Here is an 18597-nt window from a genome sequence, read left to right as displayed (position 1 = left end):
AGCTGATAAGGATCAGTGCCCAGTGCGGTAAGCGATATCGTTTATTGGTGTGAATATGAATCGCCTGTCACCAACAAGGTTCAGAAGAGAATGAACGCCAGCCTAGAGAAGATAGGATACGGATTCAAGAGCGGAATTGTAAAACGGCATGATCCAATCTTAATCGAGCCGTTTTACTGCTGCGATGATGCTTTTTCGCTATTTCAGCGTGATTTCTTTCCATTCGCCTGGTTGGAGATCGCCTAAAGCAATCTCACCAACAGAGTGGCGAATCAAACGTAATGTCGGGAAACCAATATGTGCGGTCATACGGCGGACTTGGCGATTACGACCTTCAATGATGGTCAAGGCAATCCAAGTGGTCGGGATATTGGCACGAAAACGAACAGGGGGCGTGCGCTCCCAAACCTCTGGCGCGGTCATGATTTCAACGTTTGCTGGGAGCGTCATGCCATCTTTAAGCTCAACCCCTTCGCGTAACTTATCCAAATCTGCTTCGCTTGGTGCACCATCGACTTGAACCCAGTAAGTTTTTGGCGATTTAGAGCTTGGTTGTGTCAACTTCGCCTGCAAAATACCATCGTTGGTCAGTACTAATAAACCTTCACTATCACGATCTAAACGACCAGCAGGGTAGACCTCTTTCACATCGATGAAGTCGGCTAAAGTTTTGCGACCTTCGCCATCGGTAAACTGAGTCAAGGTATCAAAAGGTTTGTTGAACACAATGACCTTACGCTGATCGGGCGAGATTTTAGGTTTGGTTGAAGCCGTCTTCTTGCGATGTGTTGAAGAATGCGTTTTTGTGCGCGTGGCTTGATCGTCGCGTTTGAAACGTTTTGTCGTTCCTTGAGATGATTTATTTGAAGACGAACGACTAGAACGTGTCTGCATGTTAACTACCCTGCAAAAATGTAAATAATATGTGTGAATGGATTTAAAGATTATACGGTTTACGCTATCATTTGCGCGCCGAAATTTGGATTGACGCACGGTATATCGAAGTAGCAAATTGGCCTTTTTGGCGTTTGTTACTCACTTCATGTGGTGTCAAACAACTCGGGAATAGAGGACTATTACCCATCGTCGTTTCTTTCAAGGTATAGCCTGAAACAGAAATGTGTGACAGAGCTCAGAATCCTGCACCTTGACGTCATTTGGGTATAGTAGACTATTATGATGATTTTGTTTAATTATAACGATTAGCTCTCATGGATTTTGCCCAAATGGGCAAAGAATTAAAGAGACGAACAAATCGTAAGCAAGCGAGGGGACGATGCGGTAACTTGCTGGCGAACACATAGTCAAAGCTAAACACCCCATAGGCTTTGTTAGAACAATAGGGAAATTTCATGCCTACAGATAAACCTACAATCATTTATACCATTACTGATGAAGCTCCCGCGTTAGCGACCTATTCGCTATTGCCAATCATCCAATCATTTACTGCTTCATCGGGTATTAACGTTGATACACGAGATATATCTCTTGCTGGGCGTATTATTGCTAACTTCCCAGACTACTTAACGGAAGAACAACGTATTGGCGATGCGCTGGCTGAATTAGGTGAATTGGCGAAAACACCCCAGGCAAACATCATTAAATTGCCAAACATTTCAGCTTCTGTACCTCAATTGAAAGCGGCAATCAAAGAGTTGCAAGCGAAAGGCTACAACTTACCGAATTACCCTGAAGAGTGTCATAGCGACGAAGAAAAAGCGGTTCAAGCGACTTACGACAAGATCAAAGGCAGTGCGGTAAACCCAGTATTGCGTGAAGGTAACTCTGATCGTCGCGCGCCACTCTCAGTGAAGAACTACGCAAAGAAAAATCCACACTCGATGGGGGCGTGGTCAAAAGAGTCGTTGTCGCATGTTTCTAGCATGGCGGACAAAGATTTCTTTGGTAGCGAAAAGTCGGTCACAGTGAATGGCGCAACCAACGTTAAAATTGAATTTGTTGGTGCGGATGGCACCAGTAAAGAACTGAAAGCACCGTTTGCACTGCAAGATAAAGAAATCATCGACAGCGCGGTGTTAAATAAAGCGGCACTCGTGAGCTTCTTTGAAGAACAAATTGAAGAAGCTAAGCAACAAGACGTCCTTTTGTCACTGCACCTGAAAGCCACGATGATGAAGGTATCGGATCCGGTGATCTTTGGTCATGCGGTTAAAGTTTACTATAAAGATGTCTTTGCCAAATACGGTACGTTATTCGAAGAGCTAGGCGTTGACGTCAATAATGGCTTGGGCGACGTATACTCGAAAATTGAGGCGTTACCTTCGGCACAGAAAGAAGAAATCGAAGCGGCATTGCAAGCGGTGTATGAAACACAACCACCATTGGCAATGGTTGACTCTGACCGAGGCATTACCAACCTACACGTGCCAAGCGATATCATTGTGGATGCATCTATGCCAGCAATGTTGCGTTCATCGGGACAAATGTGGGGTCCAGACGGTAAACAAAAAGACACCAAAGCGTTGATCCCAGATCGCAGCTATGCGGGCATTTACCAAGCGGTGATCGATTTTTGTAAGCAATACGGTGCGTTTGACCCAACCACCATGGGCAGTGTGCCTAACGTGGGTTTGATGGCGCAAAAAGCGGAAGAGTATGGTTCTCATGATAAAACGTTTATCTTAGACGGGGCTGGTACGGTTCGTATCGTGGATGCTTCTGGTGCTGTGCTACTAGAACAAAGCGTTGAAGAAGGCGACATCTTCCGTATGTGTCAGGTTAAAGACGCGCCGATTCAAGATTGGGTAAAACTAGCGGTCACCCGTGCTCGCGCTGCAAATGTCCCAGCGGTTTTTTGGTTAGACGAAGCCCGTGCCCACGATGCTGAGCTGATTAAGAAAGTGAATGCCTACTTACCGGATTACGATACGGCTGGCCTAGAGCTTAAGATCCTTTCTCCTATTGATGCATGTCAGTTCTCATTGGAGCGTATCAAAGAAGGACTGGATACGATTTCCGTCACGGGTAACGTATTGCGTGATTACTTGACCGACTTGTTCCCAATTTTAGAACTGGGCACTTCAGCAAAAATGCTATCGATTGTTCCGCTAATGAATGGCGGCGGTCTGTTTGAAACAGGGGCGGGTGGTTCGGCGCCTAAACATGTCCAGCAGGTCGAAAAAGAAAACCACTTACGCTGGGATTCATTAGGAGAGTTCTTAGCATTAGCGGCTTCCCTAGAGCACCTGAGCACCGTATCTGGCAACGACAAAGCGCAAGTTTTGGCGGATGCACTCGATAAAGCCACTGGTGAGTTCCTCGATAACAACAAGTCGCCATCACGTAAAGTTGGTGAGTTGGACAACCGTGGCAGCCACTACTTCCTTGCGACGTACTGGGCACAAGCGTTGGCAACGCAATCGGCAGATGCTGAGTTAGCGGCTGAATTTGCTCCTATCGCGAAGGCTTTAGCGGAAGGTGAAAAGCAGATTGTTGCTGAGCTTAATGGCGCACAGGGCATCGTAGGTGATTTGGGCGGTTACTATGCATTAGAAGATGGCAAAGTCTCCTCGCTGATGCGTCCGAGTGCGACATTGAATCGCATTCTTCATCGTTAAGTTTTAATGACGCGATGTTGATGATCTAAAAAACCGCCGAGTGGCGGTTTTTTTATCTACACGCAAAATGTAATCGTAAATTTATTATAATAATATGCACTCGGCAGCGATTATTTTGCGGGTTCAGCCTCCACTGGAGTAACGACGCTCGCGTGATAACCTTTTGGGCCTTCTTCGACCTCGAATAACACGTGTTGGCCGGCTTTCAGAGTACGGTAGCCATCCATTTGGATAGTGGAGTAGTGAGCGAACACATCACTCTCGTCCCCTTCCGCACAAATAAAACCAAATCCTTTGGCGTTGTTAAACCATTTTACTGTACCTGTCGCCATGCTTACGTCCCTCATGCATTGTTTACTGATGTTGTTAAATGACCACACTCCTGTGCGGTGATACGACGATAGTGAAAAATCACCCAACCGTTGGCGAATTTTTAAGTCACTATTTTTCCAGAGTAGTCAATGATAGAGTACAGTCAATAGGAAAAAGGTATTACTTACTGAATATTCACATACAATTGTGCTGCATGCATTACAGTTTGATAACGATTTTCACGCTGGCGACATAAAAGTTTGAATGAATTTAGTGACGGTTGATGTATTTTTGGTCACTTGTTATGTCTTTCTGCAGACAAAGAAATCTTTTATTTGCAGCGATACCATTGCTGGATTAGTCTTTAAGTATGGGGTTTTAACTGCTTGTGCTTTTTGCTCTTACTAAGATATCCATCTAATTTTTCCGTACGACGAAATGTTAAAGTAATTAACGAAACTGTGTAGATTATACGAATCATGAGCAAGCATTTTGAATGGGTAACACCAGACTCAGATCTTCTTGAGTTAGAAAAAACAGAAGTGAAGCCACCATCCATGTATCACGTTGTTTTGAATAACGATGATTACACACCGATGGACTTTGTCATTGAAATCTTGGAGCGATTTTTTTCAATGGATATCGACAAAGCAACCCAGATCATGCTCCAGATCCACTATGAAGGGAAAGCCATTTGCGGCACATTTACCGCGGAAGTGGCTGAAACCAAAGTTGCTCAAGTAACAATGTATTCAAGGGAAAATGAGCACCCATTGCTTTGTACTATGGAACAAGCTTAACGCTTGAACGGACAATTTTAGTTGTTCTTTGAGGAGGTCCTTATGCTGAATAAAGAATTAGAGTCGAGTCTGAATGGCGCATTCGCTCGTGCCCGAGACAAACGACATGAGTTTATGACTGTCGAGCACCTCCTGCTTGCATTGTTAGAAAATGATGCCGCGCGAGATGCTTTGGTCGCTTGTCAGGCTGACATTGATGCACTTCGCAATGAGCTTGATGTATTTATCGATCAAACCACGCCTCTCATCCCTGAAAATGACGAAACACGTGAAACGCAGCCAACATTGAGTTTCCAGCGCGTATTACAGCGTGCCGTGTTCCACGTCCAATCATCTGGTCGCAGTGAAGTGACAGGCGCGAATGTACTTGTCGCCATTTTTAGTGAACAAGAATCACACGCCGCGTACCTATTGAAAAAGAACGATGTGAGCCGATTAGATATCGTGAATTTCATCTCTCACGGGATCACCAAAGGCGCCAGCTCTAATGACGAGCCATCTTCGGATTCTTTCGGGAGTGAAACCCCGGTAGAAGAAGCGAATGGAGAAGAACGTCTAGAAAGTTTCGCTTCTAACTTGAATCAATTGGCTAAGCAGGGACAAATCGACCCGCTGATTGGCCGTGACAAAGAACTTGAACGTACGGTCCAAGTACTGTGTCGTCGTCGCAAAAATAATCCGCTATTAGTCGGTGAAGCGGGTGTCGGTAAAACGGCGATTGCGGAAGGCTTAGCATGGCGCATTGTTGAAGGCCAAGTGCCAGACATTATCAAAGACAGCGTGATCTATTCGTTAGATATTGGTTCGCTGTTGGCGGGTACAAAATATCGTGGCGACTTTGAAAAGCGTTTCAAAACCATTTTGAAACAGCTTGAAAAAGAAGATGATGCGATTCTATTTATCGATGAAATTCATACCATTATCGGCGCAGGCGCTGCTTCTGGCGGCCAAGTCGATGCTGCAAATCTGATTAAGCCACTACTAAGCAGCGGTAAACTGCGCTGTATTGGTTCAACGACTTATCAAGAATACAGCAACATTTTTGAGAAAGAACGCGCGCTTGCTCGTCGCTTCCAAAAAATCGATGTGGTCGAGCCATCGCTAGATGACACCACCAAGATTTTGATGGGTTTAAAACCGAAATATGAAGCGCACCATGAAGTTCGTTATACCAATAAAGCGCTTCGTGCAGCCGTTGAGTTATCTGCGAAATACATTAATGAACGTCATTTGCCAGATAAAGCGATTGATGTCATTGATGAAGCCGGTGCGCGCAGTCGCTTAGCCCCTGCCAGTCGCCGTAAGAAAACTGTCGGCGTAGCAGACATCGAAGCAATGGTTGCGAAGATGGCACGTATTCCTGAGAAATCAGTGTCGTCATCAGATAAAGAAACCCTGCAAACGCTTGAAAAGAAAATGAAGATGATGGTGTTTGGTCAAGATGGCGCAATCGAAGTCTTAACCGAAGCAATCAAGCTGACGCGTGCCGGCCTCGGTGCTGATAATAAACCAGTCGGTTCATTCTTGTTTGCTGGCCCAACCGGCGTCGGTAAAACGGAAGTAACGGTACAGTTATCAAAACTGCTGGGCATCGAACTACTGCGTTTTGACATGTCTGAGTATGGCGAACGTCACTCAGTGAGTCGTTTGATTGGCGCACCTCCAGGTTATGTGGGTTATGATCAAGGCGGTCTACTGACCGATGCGGTCCTAAAACATCCGCATTCAGTGGTGTTACTTGATGAAATCGAAAAAGCGCACCCTGATATCTTTAACTTGTTATTGCAAGTGATGGATAACGGTACGCTAACGGATAACAACGGCCGTAAAGCGGATTTCCGTAACGTAATTTTGGTAATGACCACCAACGCTGGTGTGCAAGAAACCGAAAAACGTTCTATTGGTTTGGTGCAGCAAGATCACAGCCCAGATGCGATGGCAGAGATCAAAAAAGTCTTTACGCCAGAGTTCCGTAACCGTTTAGATAACATTATGTGGTTCAATAGCTTAGATGAAGAAGTGATTCATCAAGTGGTGGATAAATTCATCGTTGAACTGCAAGCGCAATTGGATGCGCGTGGTGTCTCTATGGAAGTGTCTGATGACGCACGTAAGTGGTTAGCAGCCAAAGGTTACGATAAAGCGATGGGGGCACGTCCAATGGGACGAGTGATCCAAGATAAGCTGAAAAAACCATTGGCGAATGAACTGTTGTTTGGTGCGCTGGTGGATGGCGGCTCAGTGAAAGTCACATTGAAAGACGACGAACTGAAATTCTTCTTTGATCAAGAGAAAGAAGCGGTTGCTCACTAAATCACGCGACACTTGAATTAATCGCTTAAATCGAAAAGCCAGAACGCATGTTCTGGCTTTTTTCTTGGTTAAAATATGTTTTTGGTCGTTACAGCGCCAACGAGTGACGGATGTGCTGATACGCAATATCGACGTCATGGGGTATGGGTTGTTCGATTTGAAACCCTTTCGACGGATAGTTTTTAATTCGCTCAAAATCCCCCAACATGGCTTCTATGACGGTAAATAAGTCGATTTCATCAGTAAAGTAATCATCAAAGCGGTGTTTGGTTGATGTGACAGATACATGCTCAACGGGCATTGGCCATTGCTTCATAAATGTTGCGTAGGCGCGTCGTTCCATGTACGGCTTTTGTACTAAGATGAAGCGTTTAAACGACAGGCCTAATTCTTGTAAGCGCTGTGCGCCGAATAAAACATTTTCACCACTGTTGGACGCGCGATTTTCAATAATAATATCTTCAGCCGGTACGCCAAGGTCTTGTGCGATTACCGCAAATGTTTCCGCTTCACTTTGTTCAAAGACGCCCTCGGTTAAACGGCCAAAACCGCCGGAGAAAAGAATCTTGCCAGCCATTCCCTGCAGGTAGAGTTGCGCGGCATGTTCCGCGACTCGAAGGTCGTTACTACCCAACACAAAAATACAATCGGCTGGTGTCATGTCATGATCAAGCTGCATGTATTGCCACAAAACATCGATGTGACGAAATAGAGGAGTGTGTGTGTTCACGATAGGTACTCCTACAATAACTCTAATGTGTGGTGAAAGTGAAAACGATAGCCGAGTTGCATGATCTTATCGGCACTGACTAATTTATCGTCGATATGTACGATAGGGGGGAGCGGTTCGTCGCGACCGGCACGTTGAAGTGCGGTTTGATAAAATTCGGCTTTGTTGGTGGTGTTAGGTGTGGTGGCATTGACCACATCGGCAGACAGATTTAATGCAGCGAAACTCACCACACCAACCGCGTCAATTTGATGCACCATGTTGGCAGGGGCGCGATCGCTGACTTGGCGAAGCTTTCCTGCAAAATTGGCGGGATTTCGATTAGGGCCAAGCAAGCCACTACAGCGAACAATGGCGTATTCCAAACCACTCTCTATGAGCGTTTGTTCGGCTTCAAGCATGATCTTAGCGTTAGTAGAAAAGGCATCATCGTTTAGAGCCAACGCGAGCGTCGCATCGTCTTCATGCATGGTGCCAGCCCGGTCAGGATAGACGGTTGTCGAGCTGACCATGACTATTTTTTTGATGTTTATTTGTTGCGCGATAGCAACCAGTTTCGCCCAATATTCGGCATATTCAGTGCCTTTTCCGCGACGAAATCCAGGCGGGAAACAGCCAATAATCATATCAAGCTGTAGTGGCTTTAACCGCTGAATACAGATCTCGATATCGTCGCTTAGATCGATCTGTACCGTGCTAAAACCGAGTGCGTTTAGAGTATCGCATCCTTGCGAGGTGGTTTTACTCACCGTGACCGAATGGCCTAAGTTGACCAAGAATTGAGAGAGCGGCTGGCCGAGCCAACCTCCACCAATGATCCCTATTTGTTTCATCACTCACCTCCGATTAGATTTGTTTTTCTGCGTTGAGCAGCAGTCGCAGCTGTTGCCGCATAAAAGTATGCGCTGGGCAATGGCTCACCGTTTGATGCTGAATGACATCAATATTGGCGTGCCACGATAAGTTTTCAAACTGAGAACGCAGTTGAATGAGCTTACCGCTTGATAAAGCAGGTTGTGCGATGTGTTTCGGCAACATCCCCCAACCAAAGCCGCTACTGATGAGTTCCAATAAAATATAGTGACTGTCGGCAAACCATACCTCAGGACTATGTGCATGCTGAAAACTGCTCATTTCACTCGATTTAGACCGTATCACGATTTGTCGGTGCAATCTAAGCATATCAAGGTGCGGAACGGTCTCTTGGGCCAAAGCGTGATGGCTTGCTACGTAGACATCAAATTCAACACTTCCCAGCCCTTCAAAGTCGAGATTGTCGTCTAGCGATACCTCATTGAACATTATCCCCATCGTGGCACGTTGTTGTTTCACCAAGGCGATGATATCGATGCTTGACGCGGTAAGGCATTCAAATCGTAATGTTGGGTAGCGAGCGCACACAGCATTGAGTGCGGCGGACAACTGTGTCATCGGGATGCCTTCATCGACGGCTAGGGTAATATCTTGAAATTCGATATGTTCCAGATGCAACGCGCAGTTCAGTAAGCGTTGATGCTGAATAAGCGAAGCTTTGGCGTAGGGCAGCAAACGTTGGCCGTGCAGGGTGAGTTTAGGGTAACGAGAACTGCGGTCGAAAAGCTCAAATCCACAGTCGATCTCAATATTCATCACGTGTTGACTGATGGCCGATTGCACTTTTTTAAGCTTTCGTGCTGCGGCAGAAAAAGAGCCTTGCTCAACGGTGGTCACAAAGGCTTCAAGTTGCTCAATACTAAACATATCACTTTAACTGATGGTATCTAACTTTTAACTATCATAGATGTAGATAAAAATAAGCGCAAATCGAAATAGACTGTGAGAAACACCATGCAAACGAAAGAGCGAATTTTCCACGCTGTAACATTTGAAGCCATCGCCTTGGCAATCATCATTCCAACGACCGCGTTGCTCACAGGTAAGGCGACGGGTGACTTAGCCATTGTTGGCGTCGGTCTAAGTCTGTTTACGGTGGTTTGGAATTATTTTTACAACATTTTATTTGACCGTTGGTTTGGCAGTGAGCGCTCGAATCGCTCATTGGCACTGCGAATTGGCCATACGTTTGGCTTTGAAGGTGGGTTGATTTTCTTATCGGTGCCGACCATTGCGTGGTTTTTGCAAATCGGTATTGGCGCAGCGTTATTGCTAGAAGCGGGCTTTCTCGTGTTCTTTTTCTTCTATGCGACGGGATTTAACTGGGTGTATGACCGAATCCAACCTTATCGTCGGCTGTTTACTCAAAATGTCGTTCTTTAAAAGAGTGGAACAGACGTATTGAATGAGAAATACACAAGGATAGGCATTAAAAAAGAGCACCTTGGGTGCTCTTTTTCCAGATTATTTTTGAGTGCTTAATACACGCAAAATTTTATCTGCATTTTCGGCTACTTCGATACCTTCATCGGTCAAGTAACCACCATCTGGTAAGGTACAAAGTCCTTTTTCAAATAAACTTTTCACGGCTAACTGCACGTCTTCTGATGCATCGCTGTGAACTTTAATGCCAGTAGCTGAGCTACTAATGTCGAATTGCAGTAGCAAATTAAGTTCTGATAGATATTCTGGCAAGTATTTCATGGTTTGTTCCTTATAATTAGTACCAACACCCGTATAACCTCAAACGACGATTTATTCTCAATCTAAACGCTTTTGTTACGGGGTATCTTAAAAGTACTGCTAATACGGCTTGGAAACAATGCTCTACGATAAGAATTGTTAGGCAGCCCAAAAAAGTAGATTTTTGCATAACGAATACTATTAATATGAAAAATTAGACTAAACGGAAAAAAACGCCAGTAAATAAATCAAACAATAATGTTAAGTTTATGATTTTTCGTTGTTTGTGGCTATTGCTATTAGGTTGATTTACCTGTTTTTATACGATTAGGACTCGATTGGAATCACGTGGGAAATCTCATTTTAAACAATTCAAGTTAACGTCAAAATTAGTACTTGAATTTGTGTTTAATTAGGAGGATTATCCGCGACCATAAACTCACCCGCTTCAAATTGTCACGCTATTATGAATCTCAATCAATTTGACTCTTTATTGCCGCCACAAATGGCTGAGCGCGCTGCTGAAATTGGCCTAGGCAAAGCAACCAAAGATCCTGTTAAGTCTTTTCTTCTCGCAATTTCTGCCGGTATTCATATCGGGATTGCTTTTATATTCTATACCACTGTGACGACTGGTGCGTCAGATATGGCTTGGGGTATGACACGCCTAATTGGCGGCATTGCTTTTAGTCTTGGTCTGATTCTTGTGGTTGTAACGGGTGGAGAGCTGTTTACCAGTTCGGTGTTGACCTTGGTCGCGCGCGCGAGCGGTAAAATCTCTTGGGGTATGCTGTTTAAAAACTGGTGTGTTGTCTATGTTGGCAACCTGATCGGTGCGATTCTATTGGTCGGCTGTATGCTATTGACTAAACAATACATGTTTGATCATGGGCAGGTCGGTCTAAACGCGATGGCCATCTCACAGCACAAATTGCACCACGGCTTTTTCCAAGCGATGGCCCTCGGCATTATGTGTAATGTCCTCGTCTGTATTGCGGTATGGATGACGTTCAGTGGTCGCACATTAACCGATAAGATCATGGTGATGATTTTACCCGTGGCAATGTTTGTTTCGGCTGGTTTTGAGCACTGTATTGCGAATATGTTCCAAGTGCCGATGGCGATAGGGATCAAGAACTTCGCCCCGGCTGAATTTTGGCAAATGACGGGCGCAAATATCGCCGATTACGCCGATCTTAATATGATTGATTTCATCACGAACAATCTGTTGCCAGTAACGCTTGGCAATATTATTGGTGGTGGATTATTTGTTGGTATGTGGTATTGGCTTATCTATCTACGAGATGACCAGCATTGATCAACCCACACATCATCAAGAAGGCTCGCATTGCGGGCCTTTTTTACATCCATACATCGCCAATATGGTCAGGAAGAAGCCACCCATACCCCTTCAACTCCTTTGGTTTATCAACTAACCAGTTTCTTTGGTCGTCATGCTCTCGAAAAGTTTCTGGGGTCTGTGTGAGCGATTGATCTAATACATCCCATGGCATTTTGTTCGTCCTTTGTGTGATGATTTACGCCTATCAGAGGGAAGTGTAGAGTGTGTTTTTTGCGCATTTATGACAGCGATAAAGGCAAAAATTCGCGATGTTAAATAACTGCCTACAGTGTTATCCACAGATTTTGTGGATAAGATCGTGATGATAATGGTGTTCAAGCAAGTAATGAGATCACTTTTTGTGAGGTCTCGCAAGAATACGGCCATTGTTATTGATGCATGTCTTTATCGCTAAAGAGAGCGTAGTGGTCGTTGATATTGAGAGCGTTACAAATATCGCGACCATAATCATGAGCTGATATTTTATTGCGATGATTGGACTGGCACCGCCCAAAATTTGTCCGGTCATCATACCCGGCAACGTCACAAGCCCCATCGTACTCATACTGGCCAGAGAAGGCGCGAGTGACTTTTGAATGGCTTCACGCACAAAAGGCACACTTGCGTAGCGTGGTGAAGCGCCTAGCGATATAGCGCCTTCGTATTCCGCTTTACGGTGCTCAAAGCTAGCAAAGAGATTTTGTAGTGCAACGATATTGCCACTTAACGAGTTGCCTAACAGCATCCCCGCTAAAGGAATTAGGTATTGTGCATTATAGAGTGGGGTAGGTCGAATGACCGCCAAACAGATAATCGCGATAACCGGAAAACCGCCTAATATCAGGCCCAAAGTCGCCGGTCCAAGCAACTTACTTTTTGGTAGTCGCGCTTTGTTGGTGATGGAACTTGCACCAATCAAAACCATCACCAACAGCCAGATAATATTGATCACTGGGTTACTAATTTTGAAGAGGTAATCGAGATAAAGGCCAACCAGCACGAGTTGAATCGCCATTCGAGCCACGCTAATGAGCAGCTCTTTTTCGATACGTAATTGATAGTATCGACTGATCATTACTGGGATGAATAGAGTACAAAAAAAGAGGGCCAATGTTGCCCATGAAATATCAACTACAGATGTCATAAATGTTCCTTGATGTCAGGAATCATTGTACCGCATTTAGCGTTAATGACGCACAAATTCAACGTAGAACAAGGCTATACTTGGAGGAGTTGTTTTTATCTAATCATTAACATAAGTAGAACAACATGGTTAAAAAGTGCGCCGAATTGCGTTAAAATGGCCGAAAGCGAGCCGGAAAGATAAAAGCATTATGTTATAGATTTCCAACAGTTATGCTCTTAACATTTCTTCATAAGTGGAGGTATGTTGACACATAAAACCTTAATCAAACACATCTCTGTGTCAACTCAAAAAAGTAGAGAATAACAACGTTTCTACGGGAGTAATTGATTGAACCATACGAAGAATATGGTCTAGAATTTTCCTTAGAAACAGTAAAACAAATAGTTCAAATTTTGGGCTAACCAAAAACACTAAATACACAATAGGCAAATGTATGAGTGATGTTAACAAAATTGAAAAAGGCGAGAAGCTTTCGCTGGAGTGGAAATCTTTCCTCTTCATCACAGTGATTCTCTTTCCAATTCTTAGTGTCGCATTCGTAGGCGGTTACGGATTTATCGTTTGGGCACTGCAAGTGTTCTTCTTTGGTCCTCCTGGCGCGCATGGTATGTAAGCCTCGGCTCACAACGACACTTCTATATAAGAATTTTAAGAGAGCAAATCATGAAGAATATGATTATTAAACTGTGGCGCACCATGTCGCGCCCGGCAGTTCATATCAGCCTAGGTGTGCTGACGATGGGCGGCTTTATCGCAGGTGTTATTTTCTGGGGTGGTTTTAACACTGCACTAGAAGTCACCAACACAGAGAAGTTCTGTATCAGCTGTCACACAATGCGTGACAACGTGTACGTAGAACTGCAAGAGACGGTGCACTGGAAAAACCATTCCGGTGTTCGCGCTACGTGTCCTGACTGTCACGTTCCACATAACTGGACGGACAAAATTGCACGTAAGATGCAAGCTTCAAAAGAAGTTTTTGCTCAAGTATTCGGCAACTACGATGAACCTGGCGTGTTTGAAGAGCGCCGTATCGAACTTGCAAAACATGAATGGGATCGTTTCTCTGCAAACAAATCTCAAGAATGTAAAGATTGTCACAACTATGAATCAATGGATTTCGAGCAAATGTCTCCGACTGCTCGTATTCAGATGAAACAAGCGGCAGAAAAAGATCAAAGCTGTGTGGATTGCCACAAAGGTATCGCACACAACCTACCAGCAGGTATGGATAGCATTGGCGGTATCGTTGGTGATCTAGAAGGTCTGGCTTCAGGCACTAACTACGATGTTGGTCAAACGCTTGTAAGTGTTCGTCACCTACCAATTTATTTCGATGATAAAGGCGAGAAAGAAGCGGGTCTTCTAAACCCTGCATCAAGCGTGAAAGTAATCGCAGATAAAGGCGACTACGCTGAAGTTGAAATCGATGGCTGGCGTAAGGCGAAAGGCTTTGGTCGCGTAATTCAAGCTGATTTTGGTAAAAACATTGCAGTCGCTTCTCTTCTTAAAGAAGCATCAACAGACAGCAAAGTGGTGACTACTGGCGAGAAGAAAGTGGATGAGCTAACGGGTCTTCCTTGGGAGAAAGTAGCTGCGACAGTATGGATTAAGAAAGAATCTATGCTGAACGACATTACACCAATCTGGGAAAAATCAGCAGAAGCGTACAAAACAAACTGTTCTGTTTGTCACACTCAACCAGCTGAAGCGCACTTCGATGCGAACACTTGGCCAGGTATGTTCGACGGTATGCTTGCATTCGTTAACCTAGATACAGACAGCGAAGCATTGATCTTGAAGTATCTACAGATGCACTCTTCAGATTTTGCTGAAGGTCACCACTAATACGCGTCGGATGGAGTAATTTTAATGGCAATTACACGAAGAAGTTTTCTTAAGGGCGTAGCGACGACAAGTGCTGCGTCAGTAATCGGTCCTAGCCTGTTAGCGTCAGCTTCAGCTAGTGCTGCAGAGAGCACGGGTACTTGGAAAGTAACCGGTTCTCACTGGGGCGCATTCCGCGCCCACATCTACGCGGGTAAAGTTCAAGAGATCCAACCAATTGAACTAGATAAAAACCCAACCGAGATGTTGAACGGTATTAAAGGCATCATCTACAGCCCATCACGTGTACGTTACCCAATGGTGCGTCTAGATTGGTTGAAGAAGCACAAATACAGCGCTGAAACTCGCGGTAACAACCGTTTCATCCGTGTGACTTGGGATGAAGCGCTAGACTTGTTCTACCGTGAACTTGAACGTGTGCAAAAAGACTACGGTCCTTGGGCTCTACACGCTGGCCAGACTGGTTGGAACCAAACAGGTTCATTCAACAACTGTACTGCGCACATGCAACGTGCTGTCGGTATGCATGGTAACTTCATCACGAAAGTAGGTGACTACTCGACGGGTGCTGGCCAAACCATCATGCCTTACGTTCTAGGCTCTACAGAAGTTTACGCGCAAGGTACTTCTTGGTCTGAGATTCTTGAGAATTCAGACAACATCGTACTTTGGGCAAATGACCCAGTGAAAAACCTACAAGTAGGTTGGAACTGTGAAACGCATGAGTCATTCAAGTACCTAGCGCAACTGCAAGAAAAAGTAGCGAAAGGCGAAATCAATGTTCTTTCTGTTGACCCAGTTAAGAACAAAACTCAGCGTTACCTGAATAACGATCACCTGTACATCAACCCGATGACAGACGTGGCGTTCATGATGGCAGTTGCTCACGTTCTTTATAACGAAAACCTATACGACAAAGAGTTCATCGCGACTTACTGTCTAGGTTTCGACGACTTCATTGGTTACGTACAAGGCGAAACCAAAGATAAAGTTGTTAAGACTCCTGAGTGGGCTGAAGAGATCTGTGGCGTTAAAGCTGACAAGATCCGCGAATTTGCTCGCATGCTTGTGAACGGTCGTACACAGATCCTTATGGGTTGGTGTATCCAACGTCAAGAGCACGGTGAGCAGCCATACTGGGCAGCAGCAGTAGTTGCAGCGATGGTTGGTCAAATCGGTCTACCTGGCGGCGGTATCTCTTACGGTCACCACTACTCAAGTATCGGTGTTCCATCAACGGGCTTTGCTGGCCCTGGTGGTTTCCCTCGTAACCTTGATACGGGTTCTAAGCCAAAATGGGACAACAACGATTTTAACGGTTACAGCCGTACTATCCCTGTTGCTCGTTGGATTGACTGTCTACTTGAACCAGGCAAAGAGATTCGTTACAACGGTGGTAAAGTTAAACTTCCTGACTTCAAGATGATGATCATCTCAGGTTGTAACCCTTGGCATCACCACCAAGATCGTAACCGTATGAAGAAAGCATTCATGAAGCTTCAAACGGTAGTTACGATCGAGTTCGCTTGGACTGCTACATGTCGCTTCTCTGATATCGTGCTTCCAGCATGTACTCAGTGGGAACGTAACGACATTGACGTATACGGCTCGTACTCAAACAAAGGTTTGGTAGCGATGCACCGTCTAGTGGATCCATTGTTCCAATCTAAGACTGACTTCCAAATCATGAGTGAGCTTACTCAACGCTTTGGTCGTCGCGACGAGTACACTCGTGGTATGAGCGAGATGGAATGGATTCAAAGCCTATACAACGATTGTAAAGCAGCGAACACTGGTAAGTTTGAAATGCCAGAATTTGCTGAGTTCTGGGAGCAGAGTGTTCTAGATTTCGGCGAAGGTAAACCTTGGGTACGTCACGCTGACTTCCGTCAAGACCCTGAGATCAACCCTCTAGGTACACCGTCAGGCTTTATCGAGATCACTTCTCGTAAGATCGGCCGTTACGGTTACGAACACTGTCAAGAACACCCAATGTGGTTTGAAAAGACAGAACGTTCACACGGTGGTCCAGGTTCAGACAAACACCCGTTCTGGTTGCAATCTTGCCACCCAGACAAGCGTTTGCACTCACAAATGTGTGAGTCTGATGAATTCCGTGCAACTTACACCGTTCAAGGTCGTGAGCCGGTTTACATCAACCCGGTAGATGCAAAAGAAAAAGGCATCAAAGACGGTGACTTAGTACGTGTGTTTAACGACCGTGGTCAGCTAATGGCTGGTGCTGTTCTAACGGACAGCTACCCACGTGGTGTTATTCGTATCGAAGAAGGTGCATGGTACGGTCCACTAAGCGAAAAAGTGGGCGCTATCTGTACTTACGGCGATCCAAACACGCTAACACTCGATATCGGTTCTTCTGAGCTAGCTCAAGCAACGTCTGCAAACACTTGTATCGTTGACTTTGAGAAGTTCCAAGGCAAAGTACCACCAGTGACTTCATTCGGTGGTCCAATCGAAGTGAACTAATCACGCTTAATCTGTGATAGTGAAATGCAAAAACCAGCCCTCGGGCTGGTTTTTTTATGCCTCGATAACTTTTATGCCTCGAAATCACGGTTGCCTCAATAGGTATGCGTTTCCCAACTGCAACCTGTGTGATCATTACGCCTACCGCCCAGAGCGACCGAGGGTTAAGCTCGCCAATATAGAAGCTCTGCTATAAACTAAGCATCAAAATAAGACATTGATTAGGTTTTAGTATGTCTATCATCTTGGGAATTGACCCAGGCTCTCGTATCACTGGTTATGGCGTTATTCGCCAGCAGGGGCGTCATCTACAATACTTAGGTAGTGGTTGCATCCGAATGTCAGAAAAAGAATTACCAGGCCGCTTAAAACAAATTTATGCGGGCGTAACAGAAATCATCACTCAGTTTCAGCCGGATGTTTTTGCTATCGAGCAAGTCTTCATGTCCAAAAATGCGGATTCAGCTCTTAAGCTTGGACAGGCGCGTGGCAGCGCGATCGTTGCGGCAGTCAACGCCGATTTACCCGTTCATGAATACGCCGCGAGGTTGATCAAGCAAGCGGTGACCGGCACCGGTGGCGCAGACAAAAAACAAGTGCAGCATATGGTCATGCAAATGTTGAAATTACCAGCCTGCCCACAGGCGGATGCTGCCGATGCGCTTGGTGTGGCTATTTGTCATGCTAATACCAACAAAACGTTAGTCGCTTTAGCCGGAAAGGCCGTCAGCGCACGACGTGGCCGTTATCGTTAAACCTACTCGTCTACTAGCCTTCATAGCCAGTTTTTACTGGCTATCCATCCAGTTATTTATTATCATCAAACCACACTTTATTACACTAGGTATCTACCGTGATTGGACGTCTCCGCGGCATTTTGCTGGAAAAGCAACCTCCTGAACTCCTGATTGAAGTCAATGGCATTGGCTATGAAGTACAAATGCCGATGAGTTGCTTTTACGAATTACCCAATGTCGGTGAAGAAGCAATCATCTATACCCATTTTGTCGTTCGTGAAGACGCACAGCTACTCTATGGTTTTAACACCGTAAAAGAGCGTGCACTATTCCGCGAAGTCATCAAAGCGAATGGGGTAGGGCCTAAGCTTGGTTTAGGGATTCTGTCGGGCATGACGGCAACTCAGTTTGTTGCCAGTGTAGAGCGTGAAGACATTTCCACTTTAGTCAAATTGCCGGGTGTTGGTAAGAAAACGGCAGAACGTTTGGTCGTCGAAATGAAAGATCGCCTGAAAGGCTGGAGCGCTGGTGACTTATTTACGCCGTTTACCGATGCTGCACCGTTAGATAACGGTGGTAGCGCCAATCAAGGTCAAGCGGAAGAAGAGGCCGTGAGTGCCTTACTTGCACTGGGTTATAAACCTGTACAAGCATCTAAACTGGTCTCTCAAGTGATGAAGCCTGGCATGACCTGTGAAGCGCTGATCAAAGACGCGCTTAAATCGATGGTGTAGTAGGAAAAAGAAT

At 45.2% G+C, this 18597-nt stretch carries 17 protein-coding genes; 10 read left to right on the top strand and 7 right to left on the bottom strand.

Features of this window, described 5'->3' with window-relative positions:
- Positions 1-198 precede the first annotated feature (198 nt).
- Positions 199-894, bottom strand: a complete 696-nt coding sequence (locus tag OJ16_RS13245) for a pseudouridine synthase (RefSeq protein ID WP_040991482.1) — start codon at positions 892-894, stop codon at positions 199-201.
- 458 nt (positions 895-1352) lie between these two features.
- Between OJ16_RS13245 and OJ16_RS13240 the strand changes: the two genes are divergently transcribed.
- Positions 1353-3578: an NADP-dependent isocitrate dehydrogenase gene (locus OJ16_RS13240; RefSeq protein WP_040991480.1), complete on the top strand. Its 2226-nt coding sequence runs from the start codon at positions 1353-1355 to the stop codon at positions 3576-3578.
- A 110-nt stretch (positions 3579-3688) separates the two neighbouring features.
- On the opposite strand, the gene cspD is transcribed toward OJ16_RS13240, so the two are convergent.
- Positions 3689-3910, bottom strand: coding sequence for a cold shock domain-containing protein CspD (cspD, locus tag OJ16_RS13235; protein WP_040991478.1), 222 nt, complete (start codon positions 3908-3910; stop codon positions 3689-3691).
- 459 nt (positions 3911-4369) lie between these two features.
- On the opposite strand from cspD, the gene clpS reads away from it, so the two are divergent.
- Both clpS and clpA read left to right on the top strand, forming a co-directional pair.
- Entirely contained in the window at positions 4370-4690 is a 321-nt protein-coding gene (gene clpS / locus OJ16_RS13230) for an ATP-dependent Clp protease adapter ClpS (RefSeq protein WP_005600095.1), read from the top strand.
- A 42-nt stretch (positions 4691-4732) separates the two neighbouring features.
- A complete protein-coding gene (gene clpA / locus OJ16_RS13225) occupies positions 4733-7003 on the top strand; it encodes an ATP-dependent Clp protease ATP-binding subunit ClpA (protein WP_040991475.1) in 2271 nt (756 codons plus the stop codon).
- An 88-nt stretch (positions 7004-7091) separates the two neighbouring features.
- Here clpA and OJ16_RS13220 read toward each other — a convergent pair whose 3' ends face one another.
- From OJ16_RS13220 to OJ16_RS13210, 3 genes are read right to left on the bottom strand one after another with little or no spacing between them, the layout of a single operon-like run.
- Positions 7092-7733 (bottom strand): YdcF family protein, encoded by a 642-nt coding sequence (locus OJ16_RS13220; RefSeq protein WP_040991473.1) that lies wholly within the window; start codon positions 7731-7733, stop codon positions 7092-7094.
- 11 nt (positions 7734-7744) lie between these two features.
- A complete protein-coding gene (locus OJ16_RS13215) occupies positions 7745-8566 on the bottom strand; it encodes an NAD(P)H-binding protein (RefSeq protein WP_040991471.1) in 822 nt (273 codons plus the stop codon).
- A gap of 13 nt (positions 8567-8579) precedes the next feature.
- A complete protein-coding gene (locus tag OJ16_RS13210; RefSeq protein WP_040991469.1) occupies positions 8580-9473 on the bottom strand; it encodes a LysR family transcriptional regulator in 894 nt (297 codons plus the stop codon).
- Positions 9474-9560: 87 nt separating this feature from the next.
- Between OJ16_RS13210 and OJ16_RS13205 the strand changes: the two genes are divergently transcribed.
- Positions 9561-9989: a PACE efflux transporter gene (locus OJ16_RS13205; RefSeq protein ID WP_040991467.1), complete on the top strand. Its 429-nt coding sequence runs from the start codon at positions 9561-9563 to the stop codon at positions 9987-9989.
- Positions 9990-10070: 81 nt separating this feature from the next.
- Here the strand turns inward: OJ16_RS13205 and OJ16_RS13200 are convergent, their stop codons facing one another.
- Entirely contained in the window at positions 10071-10310 is a 240-nt protein-coding gene (locus OJ16_RS13200) for a TIGR02647 family protein (RefSeq protein ID WP_040991465.1), read from the bottom strand.
- 445 nt (positions 10311-10755) lie between these two features.
- Between OJ16_RS13200 and focA the strand changes: the two genes are divergently transcribed.
- A complete protein-coding gene (gene focA / locus OJ16_RS13195; protein ID WP_040991459.1) occupies positions 10756-11607 on the top strand; it encodes a formate transporter FocA in 852 nt (283 codons plus the stop codon).
- A gap of 376 nt (positions 11608-11983) precedes the next feature.
- Here focA and OJ16_RS13190 read toward each other — a convergent pair whose 3' ends face one another.
- Positions 11984-12775, bottom strand: coding sequence for an ABC transporter permease (locus tag OJ16_RS13190; protein WP_040991458.1), 792 nt, complete (start codon positions 12773-12775; stop codon positions 11984-11986).
- Between the two features lie 436 nt (positions 12776-13211).
- On the opposite strand from OJ16_RS13190, the gene torE reads away from it, so the two are divergent.
- The 5 genes from torE to ruvA all read left to right on the top strand — a co-directional run bounded on the left by torE (position 13212) and on the right by ruvA (position 18584).
- The gene (gene torE, locus OJ16_RS13185; RefSeq protein WP_040991456.1) at positions 13212-13391 is read left to right on the top strand and encodes a trimethylamine N-oxide reductase system protein TorE; all 180 of its coding nucleotides are present in this window, start codon (positions 13212-13214) and stop codon (positions 13389-13391) included.
- A 50-nt stretch (positions 13392-13441) separates the two neighbouring features.
- Positions 13442-14626: a pentaheme c-type cytochrome TorC gene (torC, locus tag OJ16_RS13180; RefSeq protein ID WP_040991454.1), complete on the top strand. Its 1185-nt coding sequence runs from the start codon at positions 13442-13444 to the stop codon at positions 14624-14626.
- A 24-nt stretch (positions 14627-14650) separates the two neighbouring features.
- Positions 14651-17113 (top strand): trimethylamine-N-oxide reductase TorA, encoded by a 2463-nt coding sequence (gene torA / locus OJ16_RS13175; protein WP_040991452.1) that lies wholly within the window; start codon positions 14651-14653, stop codon positions 17111-17113.
- A 233-nt stretch (positions 17114-17346) separates the two neighbouring features.
- Entirely contained in the window at positions 17347-17868 is a 522-nt protein-coding gene (ruvC, locus tag OJ16_RS13170) for a crossover junction endodeoxyribonuclease RuvC (RefSeq protein ID WP_040991450.1), read from the top strand.
- Positions 17869-17966: 98 nt separating this feature from the next.
- Positions 17967-18584, top strand: coding sequence for a Holliday junction branch migration protein RuvA (gene ruvA / locus OJ16_RS13165; protein ID WP_040991448.1), 618 nt, complete (start codon positions 17967-17969; stop codon positions 18582-18584).
- The last annotated feature ends 13 nt before the right edge of the window (positions 18585-18597 follow it).

It is taken from the genome of Vibrio renipiscarius, assembly GCF_000827885.1.
GTDB classification, from domain to species: Bacteria; Pseudomonadota; Gammaproteobacteria; order Enterobacterales; family Vibrionaceae; genus Vibrio; species Vibrio renipiscarius.
Note: the sequence above shows the minus strand (reverse complement) of the source record. Positions and strands in the feature narration are given on the sequence as shown.

Excerpts from the sequence above, each read along its gene's own strand:
- OJ16_RS13245 (WP_040991482.1), bottom strand. The coding sequence starts at position 894 with ATGCAGACACGTTCTAGTCGTTCGTCTTCAAATAAATCATCTCAAGGA.
- OJ16_RS13240 (WP_040991480.1), top strand. The coding sequence starts at position 1,353 with ATGCCTACAGATAAACCTACAATCATTTATACCATTACTGATGAAGCT.
- cspD (WP_040991478.1), bottom strand. The coding sequence starts at position 3,910 with ATGGCGACAGGTACAGTAAAATGGTTTAACAACGCCAAAGGATTTGGT.
- clpS (WP_005600095.1), top strand. The coding sequence starts at position 4,370 with ATGAGCAAGCATTTTGAATGGGTAACACCAGACTCAGATCTTCTTGAG.
- clpA (WP_040991475.1), top strand. The coding sequence starts at position 4,733 with ATGCTGAATAAAGAATTAGAGTCGAGTCTGAATGGCGCATTCGCTCGT.
- OJ16_RS13215 (WP_040991471.1), bottom strand. The coding sequence starts at position 8,566 with ATGAAACAAATAGGGATCATTGGTGGAGGTTGGCTCGGCCAGCCGCTC.
- OJ16_RS13210 (WP_040991469.1), bottom strand. The coding sequence starts at position 9,473 with ATGTTTAGTATTGAGCAACTTGAAGCCTTTGTGACCACCGTTGAGCAA.
- OJ16_RS13205 (WP_040991467.1), top strand. The coding sequence starts at position 9,561 with ATGCAAACGAAAGAGCGAATTTTCCACGCTGTAACATTTGAAGCCATC.
- OJ16_RS13200 (WP_040991465.1), bottom strand. The coding sequence starts at position 10,310 with ATGAAATACTTGCCAGAATATCTATCAGAACTTAATTTGCTACTGCAA.
- focA (WP_040991459.1), top strand. The coding sequence starts at position 10,756 with ATGAATCTCAATCAATTTGACTCTTTATTGCCGCCACAAATGGCTGAG.
- OJ16_RS13190 (WP_040991458.1), bottom strand. The coding sequence starts at position 12,775 with ATGACATCTGTAGTTGATATTTCATGGGCAACATTGGCCCTCTTTTTT.
- torE (WP_040991456.1), top strand. The coding sequence starts at position 13,212 with ATGAGTGATGTTAACAAAATTGAAAAAGGCGAGAAGCTTTCGCTGGAG.
- torC (WP_040991454.1), top strand. The coding sequence starts at position 13,442 with ATGAAGAATATGATTATTAAACTGTGGCGCACCATGTCGCGCCCGGCA.
- torA (WP_040991452.1), top strand. The coding sequence starts at position 14,651 with ATGGCAATTACACGAAGAAGTTTTCTTAAGGGCGTAGCGACGACAAGT.
- ruvC (WP_040991450.1), top strand. The coding sequence starts at position 17,347 with ATGTCTATCATCTTGGGAATTGACCCAGGCTCTCGTATCACTGGTTAT.